The 13,607-nt window shown below is 62.1% G+C and carries 15 protein-coding genes; 7 read left to right on the top strand and 8 right to left on the bottom strand.

What is annotated here, in order from left to right; translation table 11 throughout:
• Positions 1 to 29 precede the first annotated feature (29 nt).
• From OX462_RS13330 to OX462_RS13345, 4 genes are all read right to left on the bottom strand, one after another.
• Positions 30 to 356: a hypothetical protein gene (locus OX462_RS13330; protein ID WP_409028658.1), complete on the bottom strand. Its 327-nt coding sequence runs from the start codon at positions 354 to 356 to the stop codon at positions 30 to 32.
• A 25-nt stretch (positions 357 to 381) separates the two neighbouring features.
• Positions 382 to 1,071 (bottom strand): hypothetical protein, encoded by a 690-nt coding sequence (locus OX462_RS13335; protein WP_409028659.1) that lies wholly within the window; start codon positions 1,069 to 1,071, stop codon positions 382 to 384.
• Positions 1,072 to 1,168: 97 nt separating this feature from the next.
• The gene (locus OX462_RS13340; RefSeq protein WP_409028660.1) at positions 1,169 to 2,839 is read right to left on the bottom strand and encodes a DUF6138 family protein; all 1,671 of its coding nucleotides are present in this window, start codon (positions 2,837 to 2,839) and stop codon (positions 1,169 to 1,171) included.
• A gap of 122 nt (positions 2,840 to 2,961) precedes the next feature.
• Positions 2,962 to 3,279: a hypothetical protein gene (locus OX462_RS13345; protein ID WP_409028661.1), complete on the bottom strand. Its 318-nt coding sequence runs from the start codon at positions 3,277 to 3,279 to the stop codon at positions 2,962 to 2,964.
• A gap of 294 nt (positions 3,280 to 3,573) precedes the next feature.
• Between OX462_RS13345 and OX462_RS13350 the strand changes: the two genes are divergently transcribed.
• Together OX462_RS13350 and OX462_RS13355 are read left to right on the top strand one after the other, a co-directional pair.
• On the top strand, positions 3,574 to 3,831 hold the full coding sequence (locus tag OX462_RS13350; protein ID WP_070218388.1) for a DUF1488 family protein: 258 nt from the start codon (positions 3,574 to 3,576) through the stop codon (positions 3,829 to 3,831).
• A gap of 306 nt (positions 3,832 to 4,137) precedes the next feature.
• Complete coding sequence (locus tag OX462_RS13355) at positions 4,138 to 4,830, top strand: DUF3334 family protein (protein ID WP_070218387.1); 693 nt, start codon at positions 4,138 to 4,140, stop codon at positions 4,828 to 4,830.
• 59 nt (positions 4,831 to 4,889) lie between these two features.
• Here OX462_RS13355 and OX462_RS13360 read toward each other — a convergent pair whose 3' ends face one another.
• The 3 genes from OX462_RS13360 to OX462_RS13370 form a co-directional block, all read right to left on the bottom strand.
• Entirely contained in the window at positions 4,890 to 5,336 is a 447-nt protein-coding gene (locus tag OX462_RS13360) for a GNAT family N-acetyltransferase (RefSeq protein WP_121669554.1), read from the bottom strand.
• Positions 5,337 to 5,384: 48 nt separating this feature from the next.
• The gene (locus OX462_RS13365) at positions 5,385 to 6,056 is read right to left on the bottom strand and encodes a hypothetical protein (RefSeq protein WP_409028662.1); all 672 of its coding nucleotides are present in this window, start codon (positions 6,054 to 6,056) and stop codon (positions 5,385 to 5,387) included.
• 74 nt (positions 6,057 to 6,130) lie between these two features.
• On the bottom strand, positions 6,131 to 6,679 hold the full coding sequence (locus OX462_RS13370) for a DUF2939 domain-containing protein (protein WP_070310572.1): 549 nt from the start codon (positions 6,677 to 6,679) through the stop codon (positions 6,131 to 6,133).
• Positions 6,680 to 6,889: 210 nt separating this feature from the next.
• On the opposite strand from OX462_RS13370, the gene OX462_RS13375 reads away from it, so the two are divergent.
• The 5 genes from OX462_RS13375 to OX462_RS13395 all read left to right on the top strand — a co-directional run bounded on the left by OX462_RS13375 (position 6,890) and on the right by OX462_RS13395 (position 12,653).
• The gene (locus OX462_RS13375; RefSeq protein ID WP_034756044.1) at positions 6,890 to 8,488 is read left to right on the top strand and encodes an ABC-F family ATPase; all 1,599 of its coding nucleotides are present in this window, start codon (positions 6,890 to 6,892) and stop codon (positions 8,486 to 8,488) included.
• 217 nt (positions 8,489 to 8,705) lie between these two features.
• Positions 8,706 to 9,839 (top strand): quinolinate synthase NadA, encoded by a 1,134-nt coding sequence (gene nadA / locus OX462_RS13380; protein ID WP_070218383.1) that lies wholly within the window; start codon positions 8,706 to 8,708, stop codon positions 9,837 to 9,839.
• Positions 9,836 to 10,702: a carboxylating nicotinate-nucleotide diphosphorylase gene (gene nadC, locus OX462_RS13385; RefSeq protein WP_070218382.1), complete on the top strand. Its 867-nt coding sequence runs from the start codon at positions 9,836 to 9,838 to the stop codon at positions 10,700 to 10,702. The genes nadA and nadC overlap by 4 nt, the downstream gene beginning before the upstream one ends.
• Complete coding sequence (locus OX462_RS13390; RefSeq protein WP_070218381.1) at positions 10,702 to 11,466, top strand: substrate-binding periplasmic protein; 765 nt, start codon at positions 10,702 to 10,704, stop codon at positions 11,464 to 11,466. Before nadC ends, OX462_RS13390 begins: the two co-directional genes overlap by 1 nt.
• 107 nt (positions 11,467 to 11,573) lie before the next feature.
• A complete protein-coding gene (locus tag OX462_RS13395) occupies positions 11,574 to 12,653 on the top strand; it encodes a TIGR03118 family protein (protein WP_409028663.1) in 1,080 nt (359 codons plus the stop codon).
• A 44-nt stretch (positions 12,654 to 12,697) separates the two neighbouring features.
• Here OX462_RS13395 and OX462_RS13400 read toward each other — a convergent pair whose 3' ends face one another.
• Positions 12,698 to 13,591, bottom strand: a complete 894-nt coding sequence (locus tag OX462_RS13400) for a KPN_02809 family neutral zinc metallopeptidase (protein ID WP_121669549.1) — start codon at positions 13,589 to 13,591, stop codon at positions 12,698 to 12,700.
• Positions 13,592 to 13,607 lie beyond the last annotated feature (16 nt).

Here is a 13,607-nt window from a genome sequence, read left to right on the forward strand (position 1 = left end):
GCCTTGCTGGCGGGCGGCTTGCGCCTCGTTCAGCGCTTCTTTGCCGCCGCCTGGCGCAGGGCCTTGGCTTCCTGCTTGTTGGGAATGTGCGGCCGCGTGGCCAGCTCCGCCTTGACGGCGGCGATGGCGGCGCCGAACTGCTGTTCGGCCTGCGCCTGGCTGGCGCCCGCATAATCCTGCTGATTCGATTGCGCGGCACGCAGCCGGCGCAGCAGCGCCAGCAATTGCCTGGCGTGCAGGGCAGGCAAGTCTTGCGCCAGCGCTTGCGCGACCACCGCGCCTTCCACATGGTCGGGGTCGATCAAGCGCAGCAAGGCCAGGCCCTCAGGCTGTGGTACCGGTGTCAATTTTTCCATCCAGCCATTCTAAACGAGGTCGGGATTACAGGTATTCCCAGATTTCATCGAAGGTTTCGCGGGCGAAATCGTTGCGCCAGGCTTCCGAGTTCTTTTCGCGGCTGACGGCGAACACGGCGCGCCACGTCTGCTTCGGCGAACTCGTGTAGGTGGCGGCGATCTTTTGCAGGCCGGCCTTGCATTGCTCGACCTTGCAGCCGCTCTTCGCCAGTTGCTGGGCGGCGGGCGCCCATGCCACGGGCACCTTGACGACCTGGCATTCGAAGCTGACGGCAGCCGTCTGCATGCCGTTTTCCACCGTCACGGGGGCCGCCTTGGTGGCTTGGCACGCGGCGCCATTCATGGCGGCGATGACATTGGCGGCCAGCTGTTCGGCGGCCGGCGTGACGGCCGCGCGCATGGCGGCAGGGAACAGGTCGGCGATCAGCTTGCCCGTCTTTGCAGGGAATATTGCATCCGTTTCCTTCAAGCCGCTGTACGACGCATATTCGGCGGATTGCTGGCCCGCCAGGCGCGTGGGGCGCAGGTAGGCATTGAGCTGGGCGACGCTCGCTTCATCATGGTTGATGATGGTCTTGATGTACAGGTTGGCCACGTCGACGGGCGCCAGTTCCACGGCGGTTTCCGCAGCGATGGCGGGCTGGGCCAACGCCATGGCGGCGGCCAAGGCTGCCGCCAGCAGGGCAGTGCGCGATGTTGCTACTCTTTGGTGCATGTATTTTCTCCACGATTCAATGTCAGGCGCCAAAAAATGCTTTATAGCAACTATGGCGCGCGCATTATAGATGGTAAAAGTCATAACGTTGCGCACATTAGGCGTGCGTCTTGCTCGCCGCTTCCAGCAAGGCCAGCAGCAGCTCCTTGCGCCGGCCTTGCGCCTTGCGCGCCAGGGTAGCCAGTTTTTCCAGCTTGCCCCAGATGGGATACAGCATGTGCTCGACCAGATAGCCTTCCAGCCCTTGCAGTTGCTGGCAGAACAGTTCCAGTTTCTCCACCTCTTCCAGTTCCGCCTGGATCTTGACCTTTGCGTTGTCCGTGCAGGCGCGCAGGCACGCGGCCAGCACGGGGGCGGAGTCGCGCGTGACGCCATATTGCTCGGCAAAGGCCGCCGTGAACTGGTCCTGCACGGACTGGTGTTCCTCGTCGACGTAGGCCATGTAGTGCTGCACCAGCGGAAAATAACGCGCATCGAGCAGGCCCAGGCCGAACGTGGCGTAGCTGCCGGGCATGCAATTCTTTTCGCCTTCCGTGTCCGCATAGAATTCGAATTGCTCGATGGCGGCGCGCGCATACGCTTCCAGCTGCGGCTGCAGGGCGGGATAGGCGAGGGCGTTGGCAAAGAAGCGATGCGTATCGGATTTCGCCAGTCCCTTGATCGGCAGGTACTGCTTGACCTTGGACTTGAGCTTGATCTGGCAGCTTTTCGGGAAACCGTTGTTGAGCAAATGCGTGATGAAGGCCAGCGCCTGCGCATACGCCTCTTCCTCTTCCCGGACAATCGCGATGCTGATCGTGGCAAACACGTCGTTGGCGCGGCATTCCAGCTGCGCATTTTTCAGGTGGACGGCGTCGGGCGCGAAAGTGCCGCTGCCTTCCTTGAGCATGCGCACGGCCCGTTCGCTGCCCAGTTCGCGCGCGATGTCGAGGAATTTGACGCCCGTCGACTTGGCGTAGCTCGGTTCGTGGCGCAAGATCATCACGGCGCCATACAGCAGCAGGTCGATGGACGCCAGCGCCTGCTTGTCAAGCGCCGCGCCCGCCTTCAAGGTGTATTCGGTGCTGCGGTAGCTCGATTGCTGCACGTCATAGAACTGCGGCAGGAACTGTTTTTCCGCCCACGCCGACACGGCCTGGATGATATCGCTGCGGTGTTCGGCCAGCGCTTGCGGGCGCGACTTGTTCAGCTGCTCGATGCGCTCGAACTGGGCGATTGTCCAGGCGATATCGGGTTGGGGAAACAGGTGGGGATCGAGCAGGTGGCGCGCCAGGAAGAAGGTTTCCAGCTTTTTCGTCGGGCGGTTGCCATGCTCGAGCTTTTGCGTGACATACGCGCGTATGTTTTCCAGCAAGCTTGTGCGCTTGCCTGCGTTGACATACTCGAGCAGGTTCAGGTGCAGCATACCCTGCGCCGTCTGGAATTTGCCGCGAAAGCTGAAGCGGTAGTCGATCAGGGGCGTGTCGGCCAGAGTTTCCAGCTTCGCCCGCACGAGCGCTGCCAGCCGGGGCGCGATGGTGTCGCGCGCGACGGCTTCGTCGAGGCGCGAAGGCGTCCTCGGTGCGACATCATCGGCCTCGGCCAGATGGAAATCGTCGGCCGTGGTGCGTCCCGGCTTGTAGTCGAGCAGGAAATCGTTAAAAACGCCCATTTGCAAGGTGGTCCGCTTCACGGCGGCTTCCAGGTCGGTACGCTTGAGGCGCTCGGCAAACCACGCTTCGATTGCCGCCGTCATTTCTTGTGTTGCCTGCTCTACAAGATTGCTCATCTGTATCGTCGTCTTTCCCTGCATTGCACGTGACGGTGCCACCGGCTGCCGTCACGATCATGTTTAATATAAAGCACTATTTTAGGTGGTCGGGTCTGGGCGCAACAAGGGCCGCACGGTTGTCACGAGGGGGCGGTGAGGAAGCGCGCGTCGATCTCGTCGGACTGCGGTCCCACGGTGATCGTGGTGTGCCAGCCCGATGGCTTGTCGTTGCCATCAAACAAGGCGATGCGCGTGTGGACGAACAGCACGGAATACACGCCCGATTTCATGTCGCGGTTCAAGTCCCAGTGCATGAGTTCGATCGCTTCGCCCATGCGCGGCAGATGAGCGCCCGGCGGCAGCAGAATGTTCTGGTTGATGAATTCCCGGCTGGGCCCCGGTTCCTTGTGGCGCGGATCGATGTAGCGGAACGAGACGCTGGTAACGATGTTGCTCATGCATGGCTCCTGCCTGGTGATGTACCTGACGACAATAGCACAGGGGGCGGGCCGGGACGTGCGCCGCACGGCCCCAAGGCAGGCGCGCGGTTGAATATGTACGGTAACAGACGGTAGTTGACGAGCCGTCGCGCTACGCTTGCTTGTTATTGATCATTGAGATTGCCGTACACGTCATGATGCATTTATTCCTAGCAGAAAACCGCGCCGAGCTTGAGTGTCGTTGTTCGGCGATTCCGTCAGTCAGGTGGTGCCGGGGGGCGGCGGACCATACGCACAGCGGGATGCCAGCCCATGCCCTATGAAATTCTGCGCGACAGCATCGCGCTCGAGCCGGCGGGCGATGCCATTCGCTTCCATTTGTCCGTCTTCGGGGCGGAAAAGACCTGCCGCATCACCGTGACGGCCTTGCACAGCCTGGACCAGGAGCAGGGCGGCAACTTGCTGGACATCTTCGACAGCCACCGCCTGCGCATCGGCCAGCGCGCCTTCGCTTACCTGAGCCGCGATCTGCTGGTCAGCAGCGTGGTCTTGCGCGCACTTGATTTTTAGTTACTATTTCTTCTGTCTGCACCCGTGTCCTGACCAGCTATGGTATTTCCGCACAGATCGTCAAGTAAATGCAGGTATGGCTGGACGGAAATGTTACATCTCGGTATTCTGCGCATCTGATACTTATTTCTATACAGAAAAAGGTAAGAGGGCGGTTCGGGCCGGCGGCATCGCGGCGCGCACTGCCACGCAAGGTCCGGCATGCAAAGGTGAAGTCGTCCGCTTGCTGAGCGAAACGGTCATGTTTTGGCTCGCGGCGGGCAGGGAACAGTGCTGTCATCTTTAAAATAGTAGGAGAGGTTGCTCATGGATGCAGAAAAGGATGTTGTGTACGGTACAGAAGATTTGTTGATGAGTTTGTGCAACTCGGTGGTTCGGGTGCTCAACGTGGCCACGCAAAGCAAGGTCAATTATTCGGGCATGGTGCAGCGCATCACCAAAACGGGCCTCAAGCCCGACATCGGCTGCTTCGTGATGTTCGATGGCGGTTTCACGGGCCTGGTGGTGCTCAATTTCGCCGCCGATACGGCGATGGAAATCTACGAGCGCTACATGTTGCACATGGGTATGCCGAAGTCGGAGCTGGCCAGCTTCTACACGTCGGACGAAGTGTCGAATATCATGGGCGAACTGATGAACCAGATCGTCGGCGACTTCACGGGCAAGGTGCGGCGCGAGCTGCAAACGAACATCACCCAGAGCCAGCCAAAGATGCTGGTGCTGAACAAGCAGGTGATGCTCAGCGTCGATACGCCGCTGGACCGCCCGGAAATGCGCCGCGTCACTTTCTATACGGAAAAGAATAATATTTTCTATCTGGAACTGGCGATCGACCGTACCGAGTTCATCAAGCTGCACGATTTCGATTCGCGCGAAATCGACGCCGATTCGCTGATGGATAGCGAGTATGCGAACCGCGAACGCGACGCCGCCCCGGCGCCTGCGGCGGAACCGGAAGACGACGACAACGCCGACCTGCTCAAATCGCTGGGCATGTAAGCAGCGGTATCGGAGAGCGGCTGGCGGCCGGTTTGCCGCCGGCCGCTGCCGTTGACAGCCTACAAGGTCTTGCTCATGAAGATACGGCTCGTGCCTTCGGGACTGCAGGCGATGTCGCCGAAGCGGCGCCAGCCGCGGCGCTCGTAAAATTCGGGCGCCTGGAAACTGATGGTGTACAGCACCGCCGAGGCGCAGCCGCGCCGGCGTCCTTCTTCCTCGAACTGCGCCAGTACCTGGCTGCCCAGTCCCAGCCCCCGCAAGGCGGCGGGCAGATAAAACAAATCGAGGAACAGCAGGCCCAGCGAGGTCCGGCCCATGGCGCCGCCCAGCACGCGCTGGCTGTCGCGGTCGCGCACGACCACGCTCAACACCTGCCTGTCCTGGTATCCCGTGATCGCATCGTTATAGGCGTTCAAGCCGTCGAGGATGGTTTGCTCGACCTCCGCATCGATCGTGGCGCTGACGGAAATGGTGTAGGGCAAGGCGTGGTGCGGGTTGGCGGGCATGGCGGGCAGGAAAATAGCTGATAACTGTATGAATATACAGTATTCCGGCTATTTTTGCCCGTCTTGTTGCGGCAACGTCAATGTTTCCATGCGGCGCATGCCCACCATGCCGCTGTGCTGGCTGTCATCGAGCGACCAGTATTCGAGCGCATACGCATAGCTGCCATCGATGATGGTCAGCGATTCCTTCTGGCGGCCGTTGGGCGCCTTGTAATACAGGCGCCGCGCGGGCCGGCCATCGACCGTGTGCCTGAACGCCTGCGGGTTGAGGGAGGCGCGCTTGCCCGCCTTGCCCGCCATCGACATCGCCGTGATCGTCACGTAAGCGCCGTCCGGGCAGCGCGCCAGCAGGTGGGCGCCGCTCAGCACGGTGGGCTGCGCTTGATCGAGCGGCAAGCCGAACGGATGCACGCCGGCGATATCGTGGCACCCCATCTGCTGCGCCAAGGTACTCAGCACGGCCGGATCGAGCGCGCTGGTATAGTGTTTTTCGGCGGTTTGCGCCTGGCCCAGCGCCAGGCGGCGCTCCAGTTCGGCCAGCGAGATATCGCTGGGCACGGGCAGTGGCGCGGGGGCGTCGGGGTCGGCCGCGCTGGACGTTTCCGCCTGCATGCGCGAGGCAACGGAGTGGCTGCTCCCGGCTGTGCCATCGAGGCCGTGGGCCAATGGCGTGGCGCAGGCCAGGGCCATTGCCAGCGATAAAGCCGTATGTTTCAGCATGAAATTTCCTGCAATCCGAGGCAAAATGACACGCATTGTGTCTCAGATCGCCTGCGCATGCGCGTTCCTTTCCTTTAACGTGCGGCCATCGCCGACGCAATCTCGATCGAACTCAGCTTCCAGCCCCACACGCCATGGCGCTGCAGGACCAGTGCGCCGTCCTGCGCATTGCCGTCTTGTGCGCGCACGACGAAGGTGTTCAGGCCGGCATAGCCTGCGGAATACGCGGCTTTTTTCCGGGCGCCATCGGCGGGCGCGTCCGCGTCGCCTGCGGCTCCCGCTTGCGGGCTGACGGCGCTCTTGTTGACCAGCGCGACGACACCTGCCGGCGAGACCATGGCATCGACCATCTTGCCCAGCATGGCGCCGGCGATCGACTGGCCCAGCGCGGCCAGCGGGTTATCGCTGCCGGCGGTCGCTGCGATGCTGCGCGCCATGCTCGCCTCCAGCTGCGTCTTGACGCTGGCGCGCAGGGCGGGGAAGTCCACGTGTCCGGCCAGGGCGTCGGCATTGCGCTCGGCCAGGGCGGTCTTGATCTGGTGCAAGGCATAGTACGGCGACGCGTAGACGGTGGCGGCGACGGCAATGACGGCCACGGCCGCGGCGATGGTGATTTTTTTCAAGTGAAGCCTGTGAGATGGAGGGGTGGAAACGGATGCCCCGCAGCGTATCCGTTAAATTAAAATACGGCAATCATATTTTCTTGCCATTATTTCTCCACATGTGCTTCGGTCGCCCTCGGCGGACCGCTATAGAGTCATGAGGGTGGGTGCTGTATAATGGGAGAAAAGTATTTAACTAGCTGTTTTAACTGAATAAAGACCCAATATCACATGCTCTCTACAGCAAATATTACGATGCAGTTTGGCGCCAAGCCATTGTTTGAGAATATCTCCGTCAAGTTCGGCGACGGCAACCGCTATGGCTTGATCGGCGCCAACGGCTGCGGCAAGTCGACGTTCATGAAAATCCTGGGCGGCGACCTGGACCCGTCGGGCGGCAACGTCATGCTCGACACCAACGAGCGCCTGGGCAAGCTGCGCCAGGACCAGTTCGCGTTTGAAGACATGCGCGTGCTCGACGTCGTCATGATGGGCCATACGGAAATGTGGGCCGCCATCCAGCAACGCGACGCCATCTACGCGAACCCGGAAGCGACGGACGACGACTACATGCAGGCGGCCGAGCTGGAAGGCAAAGTGTCCGAATACGACGGCTACACGGCCGAATCGCGCGCCGGCGAACTGCTGCTGGGCGCCGGTGTCGCCATTGACCTGCATCAAGGCCCGATGAGCAATGTCTCGCCAGGCTGGAAGCTGCGCGTGCTGCTGGCGCAGGCGCTGTTCTCGAATCCGGACATCCTGCTGCTCGACGAGCCGACGAATAATCTGGACATCAACACGATTCGCTGGCTGGAAGACGTGCTCAACGAGCGCAACTCCACCATGATCATCATTTCCCATGATCGCCACTTCCTGAACCAGGTCTGCACCCACGTGGCCGACATGGATTACGGCACCCTGAAGATTTATCCGGGCAACTACGACGAATACATGTTCGCCTCGACGCAGGCGCGCAACCAGCAGTTGGCCAACAACGCGAAAGCGAAAGACAAGGTTGCGGAACTGCAGGAATTCGTGCGCCGCTTCGCCGCCAACAAATCGAAGGCCCGCCAGGCGACGTCGCGCGCCAAGCAGATCGAAAAGATCAAGGTCGACGACATCAAGCCATCGTCGCGCGCCTACCCGTTCGTGCGCTTCGACGGCGAAAAGAAATTGCACCGTCTGGCCGTGGAAGTCGAGAACATCTCGAAAGGTTTTGATCGCCAGCTGTTCAAGAACTTCAGCATCATGGTCGAAGCGGGCGAGCGCATCGCCATCATCGGCGCCAATGGCGCCGGCAAGACCACCATGCTGCGCTGCATCGCGGGCGACATCGCCGGCCTGCAGCCTGACCAGGGCCGCGTGAAGTGGGCGGAAAACGCCAACGTGGGCTACATGCCGCAAGACCCGACGGAAGATTTCGCCAAGGACACGAACCTGACCGACTGGATCGGCCAGTGGACGAAAGAGGGCGACGACGACCAGGCCGTGCGTTCCATCCTGGGCCGCTTGCTGTTCGGCGGCGACGATGTCAAGAAGGCCGTCAAGGTACTGTCCGGTGGTGAAAAGGGCCGCATGATGTACGGCAAGCTGATGCTGGGCCGCCACAACGTGCTGATGCTCGATGAGCCGACCAACCACATGGACATGGAATCGATCGAATCCTTGAACATCGCGCTGGAAAAATACGCGGGCACCCTGATCTTCGTGTCGCATGACCGCGAATTCGTGTCCTCGCTGGCCAACCGCATCATCGAAATCAAGGAAGATGAAGTGGTCGATTACCGCGGCAATTACGAGGATTACCTGAAGAGCCAGGGTATCGATTAATTTGTACGCTAACGTTGGGTCGGATTACGCGCTGTGCGCTAATCCGACCTACGCTAGTAGGCTGGCCATGTAGGTCGGATTAGCGTAGCGTAATCCGACAATGCCGGCCAGCTGTACCATCGGCCAGCACCACACCGACGCGCCGCGGTTCATTCGTTCCGGCGCACCTGCTTCATTGCAATCGTGCCGGTCTATCCCGTTTTTGTTTGACACAGCCATGCAAACTTTAGCCATCAAATCCGTCGAGTACGAACATCCACAAGACGGAGCCAGCTGCACTGCCCACGCCTGGGCACGCACGCCAGCGACGCCGTCCCCGGCCGAAAAAGCCGAACTGATCACGCGCATCAAGCGCCTGCTGATCGAGCGCGAAGCCGTGCTCGTTGCCCACTATTACGTAGATGCCGACCTGCAAGACCTGGCCGAAGCCACGGGCGGCTGCGTCTCCGACTCGCTGGAAATGGCCCGCTTCGGGCGCGACCATCCGGCCAAGACCCTGGTCGTGGCCGGCGTGCGCTTCATGGGTGAAACGGCGAAAATCCTCAGTCCCGAGAAAACCGTATTGATGCCCGACCTCGACGCGACTTGCTCGCTTGACCTCGGCTGCCCGGTCGATGAATTTACGGCCTTCTGCGATGCGCATCCGGACCGTACGGTCGTCGTCTACGCCAACACCAGCGCGGCAGTCAAGGCGCGCGCGGACTGGATGGTGACGTCGTCGATCGGCCTCGACATCGTGGCCCACCTGCATGCGCAGGGCAAGAAAATCCTGTGGGCGCCGGACAAGCACCTGGGTTCCTACATCCAGAAGGAAACGGGCGCCGACATGCTGCTGTGGCAAGGTAGCTGCCTCGTGCACGACGAATTCAAGGGCATCGAACTCGATTTGCTCAAGGAAGAGTATCCGCAAGCCAAGGTGCTCGTGCATCCGGAGTCGCCCGCCAACGTGGTGGCCCTGGCCGACATGGTGGGCTCGACGTCGCAAATGATTGCGGCAGCGCAAACCATGGACACGGACACGTTCATTGTCGCCACCGACAACGGCATCCTGCACAAGATGCGCGCGGCCGCGCCAGGTAAACGCTTCATCGAAGCGCCCACGGCCGGCAACAGCGCCACCTGTAAAAGCTGCGCGCATTGTCCGTGGATGGCCATGAACGGCTTGCTGAACCTGGCGCAAACGCTGGAAAACATGCACAACGAAATCCACGTCGATCCCGCCGTCGGCCAGCTGGCCGTGCGTTCGATCAATCGCATGCTCGACTTCGCCGCCGCCAAGAAGGCGGGCCTCAAGCCGGGTGCGGACCTGGCAAAAGAAACCACATTGTTCCAAGGAATCGGTCCAGCATGAGTACCCTCGTTAATTCTTTCGCTCCCTTTGACCCGGCCCTGGCGCGCGCGTTCGAGGGCAATCTGCTGGCCGCCTTGCTGGAAGACGTGGGCCAGTGCGACCTGACGGGCGAGCTGGTGCCGCCCGACCACATCGTCACGGCCCGTGTCATCGTGCGCGAAGCGGCCGTGCTGTGCGGCGCGCCGTGGTTCGAAGGCATCATGAAAAGCCTGGACCGCAGCATCGACATCGTTTGGCATTACGCCGAAGGCGACATGATGACGGCCGACAGCGTCGTCTGCACGATTGAAGCGCCGGCGCGCGCCCTGCTCACGGCCGAGCGCAGCGCCCTCAATTTCCTGCAGCTGCTGTCGGCTGTGGCCACGGCCACGCGCCGGTATGTCGATGTGATCGCCGGCACCAAGGCGTCCATCCTGGACACGCGCAAGACCTTGCCGGGCCTGCGCCTGGCGCAAAAGTATGCGGTGCGCGTGGGCGGCGGCAAGAACCAGCGCCTGGCCCTGTATGACGGCATCCTGATCAAGGAAAACCATATCGCGGCGGCCGGCGGCGTCAGCCAGGCCTTGGAAAACGCGCGCAATCTCGACGCGGGCGTGCCTGTGCAGATCGAGGTGGAAACCCTGGCGCAATTGCAGGAAGCGCTCGATGCGGGCGCCGTCTCCGTCTTGCTCGATAACTTCAGCAACGACATGATGCGCGAGGCCGTGGCCCTCACCAACGGCCGCGCCTTGCTCGAAGCGTCGGGCGGCATTAACTTCGACACCGTGCGCGCCATCGCCGAAACGGGCGTGGACCGCATCTCGATCGGCAGCCTGACGAAGGACGTGCGGGCCACCGATTACTCTTTGCGCATCGTCGGCTGATGAGAAGAGCGGGGCGGCGCCTGCTGGCCTTGGCGCTGCTGTGGCCGGCGTTTGCCGTGCCTTTGCCGGCGCCGGCGCGCGAGCTGCTGGCCGTGGGTGCGCAGTTCGAGCGCGTGTTCGAATATCAGGACAGCGGCGAATACGGCGGCCTGGGCGCGGAACTGCTGCGCGTGATGGCGGCGCGCACGGGTAACACCGTGCGTTTTCGCATGGTGCCGTGGGCGCGCGCGCAAGCCATGCTGGTGCAGGGCCAGGCCGATATCCTCATCGGTCCCTACAAGACGCCCGAGCGCATCGCCAGCATGGCGTTTTCCGACAAGCCGTTCTACCAGGACCAGATGGTCTTTTATACGCGCCAGGACGCCAGTTTCGGCTGGGATGGCGATTACGCTGCGCTGAAGAACCGCAGGGTGGTGCTGCTCAATGGCTGGGCCTATGGCGCGGACTGGGAGCGCGTGCGGCCCGGCCTGCAGGTCAGCGTGGCCAACAATGTGGAAAATGGCTTGAAGATGCTGGTGCACAGCCACGTCGACGTGTTCATCAGCAACCGCCGCAATACCGACCCCGTCATCGCCCGTCTCGGCTATGGCCGCCAGGTGAAACCGCTGCCCAGAATCATCGAACTGCAAAACGGCTATTTTGCCTATCCACGCTCACCCGCTTTCGACAGGCTGCGGCTGCAGTTCGACCAGGAACTGAATAACCTGATCGAGACGGGCGAATTGAAACGAATGGGCAAGCGCTACGACGTCAGCATACCCTGACGCTGGCTATCTTTGCCGCGCTTGACACGCCTCAAGCATGCTCCATGGCCCGGTTCTACCCTGAAAGCAGGCAGCACAATACTGCCCATCACGCCGAGGGGAATGCCATGGATACGCACCGCATCAAGCAACTGATCTGCACCGGTTTCGTCATCGCGCTGGCCGCGGCCCTGTTTGCCTGCGGCGGCGGCCATCATCACCATCCACCGGCCGTGAGCGCCTATGCGGCCACCAGCCTGGTGTCGGACACGCCCGCCGTGCCGGCCGCGCACACGGACCCCAACCTCGTCAACGCCTGGGGCGTGGCCTTCAACCCGCGCGGTTTCGTCTGGGTGGCCGTGAATGGCACGGCGAAGTCCACTTTGTACGATGGCAACGGCGTGCCGCAATCGCTGGTGGTCGGCACGCCGGCAGGGCCCACGGGCATCGTCTTCAACGGCACGCAGGACTTCAAGCTGAGCCAGAACGGCGTGACGGCACCCAGCCCCTTCATCTTCGCCAGCGAAAGCGGGACTATTTCCGCCTGGTCGCCCACGGTCAGCCCGACGACGGCCCTGGTCGTGTTCGACGGCAGCGCAGGCGGCAGCGTCTACAAGGGCCTGGCCATTTCGCGCTATGCGGGCGCCAATTACCTGTATGCGGCCGATTTCCACAACGGGCGCGTCGACGTCTTCGATGCTGGCTTCGCCAGGGTCGCCCTGCCTGGCGCATTCGGCGACCCCGCCTTGCCGGCTGGCTATGCGCCGTTCGGCATCCAGGCCATTGGCGAGCGCATCTATGTCGCCTACGCGAAGCGGGAAGCCAGCGGCGACGATGAAGAGGCCGGCGCCGGCCTCGGTATCGTGAACGTGTATGACACGGGCGGCACACTGATCAAGCGGCTGGTGAGCGGCGGCGCCCTGAATGCGCCATGGGGCATGGCACTGGCGCCCGCCGATTTCGGCACGGCCAGCAATATGTTGTTGATAGGGAATTTTGGCGATGGCAAGATCAATGCCTATGACCCCGACACGGGTACCGCCGCTGGCGTGCTGCTCAAGACCGATGGCACGCCGCTGACGATCGATGGCTTGTGGGGCATCGCCTTCGGCAATGGCCTCAACAGCCAGCCCGTCAATACGCTGTTCTATGCGGCCGGGCCGGATGACGAGACGCATGGGCAATACGGGCGCATCGATTTGAAGTAGAAGCAACTTCCCCGTGCGCGCGCAGGGCGGCACGGGGGCGATCTTTACAGCTGGCGTGCCTCGAACGTATTGCACTGGGCAATCTGGCCGCTCTCGATGCCCTTGCTGAACCAGCGCACGCGCTGCTCAGAGGTGCCGTGCGTAAATGAGTCCGGCACGACATGGCCTTGCGACTGGCGCTGCAGCGCATCATCGCCAATGGCCGTGGCCGCTTTCAGGGCCGCTTCCACGTCGCCCTGTTCCAGGATCTTGCGGTCCTGGTTCGCGTGAAATGCCCACACGCCGGCAAAGCAATCGGCCTGCAATTCCAGGCGCACGGACATGGCGTTGGCCTGGCGTTCGGAGGCCGTGCGGCGCGCATTGTCGACCTTCTCGGACAAGCCCATCAGGTTCTGCACGTGGTGGCCCACTTCATGCGCGATCACGTAGGCTTCCGCAAACTCGCCCGAGACCTTGAAGCGCTGCTGCATCAGATTGAAGAAGTCGAGGTCCAGATAGACTTTCTGGTCGCCGGGGCAATAGAAGGGCCCGCTGGCGCTCTGGCCCGTGCCGCAGGCCGTCGGGATGCTCCCGGAAAACAGCACCAGCTTGGGCTTCACATAGCTGCCGCCTTCGGCCTTGAACAGGGCGCCCCAGGTGTCTTCCGTATCGGCCAGCACGGTTTTCACGAAGCGGGCCATCTCGTCCGATTCGGGCGGCTGGCGCGCCGGGGCCTGGCTTTGCTGGGTGCTGACCTGGCCGCCACCGCCGCTGAGCAGGTTGAGCAGGGTCAGGGGATTGACGCCCAGCACATACGAGCCGACGAGGGCGATGACGATGGTGCCGATGCCGATCGAGCGCCCGCCAAAACCAAAGCCGCCCCCACCGCCGCCCCCGCCGCCATCTTCGCCACGGCGGTCTTCCACATTGTCGCTTTCGCGATTGCCTTCCCATTTCATGATATTTACTCCTGCT

It is taken from the genome of Janthinobacterium aestuarii (assembly GCF_046113285.1).
GTDB lineage: Bacteria > Pseudomonadota > Gammaproteobacteria > Burkholderiales > Burkholderiaceae_D > Janthinobacterium.

Excerpts from the sequence above, each read along its gene's own strand:
- nadA (WP_070218383.1), top strand. The coding sequence starts at position 8,706 with ATGCAAACTTTAGCCATCAAATCCGTCGAGTACGAACATCCACAAGAC.
- OX462_RS13375 (WP_034756044.1), top strand. The coding sequence starts at position 6,890 with ATGCTCTCTACAGCAAATATTACGATGCAGTTTGGCGCCAAGCCATTG.
- OX462_RS13335 (WP_409028659.1), bottom strand. The coding sequence starts at position 1,071 with ATGCACCAAAGAGTAGCAACATCGCGCACTGCCCTGCTGGCGGCAGCC.
- OX462_RS13395 (WP_409028663.1), top strand. The coding sequence starts at position 11,574 with ATGGATACGCACCGCATCAAGCAACTGATCTGCACCGGTTTCGTCATC.
- OX462_RS13400 (WP_121669549.1), bottom strand. The coding sequence starts at position 13,591 with ATGAAATGGGAAGGCAATCGCGAAAGCGACAATGTGGAAGACCGCCGT.
- OX462_RS13345 (WP_409028661.1), bottom strand. The coding sequence starts at position 3,279 with ATGAGCAACATCGTTACCAGCGTCTCGTTCCGCTACATCGATCCGCGC.
- OX462_RS13340 (WP_409028660.1), bottom strand. The coding sequence starts at position 2,839 with ATGAGCAATCTTGTAGAGCAGGCAACACAAGAAATGACGGCGGCAATC.
- OX462_RS13365 (WP_409028662.1), bottom strand. The coding sequence starts at position 6,056 with ATGCTGAAACATACGGCTTTATCGCTGGCAATGGCCCTGGCCTGCGCC.
- OX462_RS13360 (WP_121669554.1), bottom strand. The coding sequence starts at position 5,336 with ATGCCCGCCAACCCGCACCACGCCTTGCCCTACACCATTTCCGTCAGC.
- OX462_RS13330 (WP_409028658.1), bottom strand. The coding sequence starts at position 356 with ATGGAAAAATTGACACCGGTACCACAGCCTGAGGGCCTGGCCTTGCTG.
- OX462_RS13390 (WP_070218381.1), top strand. The coding sequence starts at position 10,702 with ATGAGAAGAGCGGGGCGGCGCCTGCTGGCCTTGGCGCTGCTGTGGCCG.
- OX462_RS13350 (WP_070218388.1), top strand. The coding sequence starts at position 3,574 with ATGCCCTATGAAATTCTGCGCGACAGCATCGCGCTCGAGCCGGCGGGC.
- OX462_RS13355 (WP_070218387.1), top strand. The coding sequence starts at position 4,138 with ATGGATGCAGAAAAGGATGTTGTGTACGGTACAGAAGATTTGTTGATG.
- nadC (WP_070218382.1), top strand. The coding sequence starts at position 9,836 with ATGAGTACCCTCGTTAATTCTTTCGCTCCCTTTGACCCGGCCCTGGCG.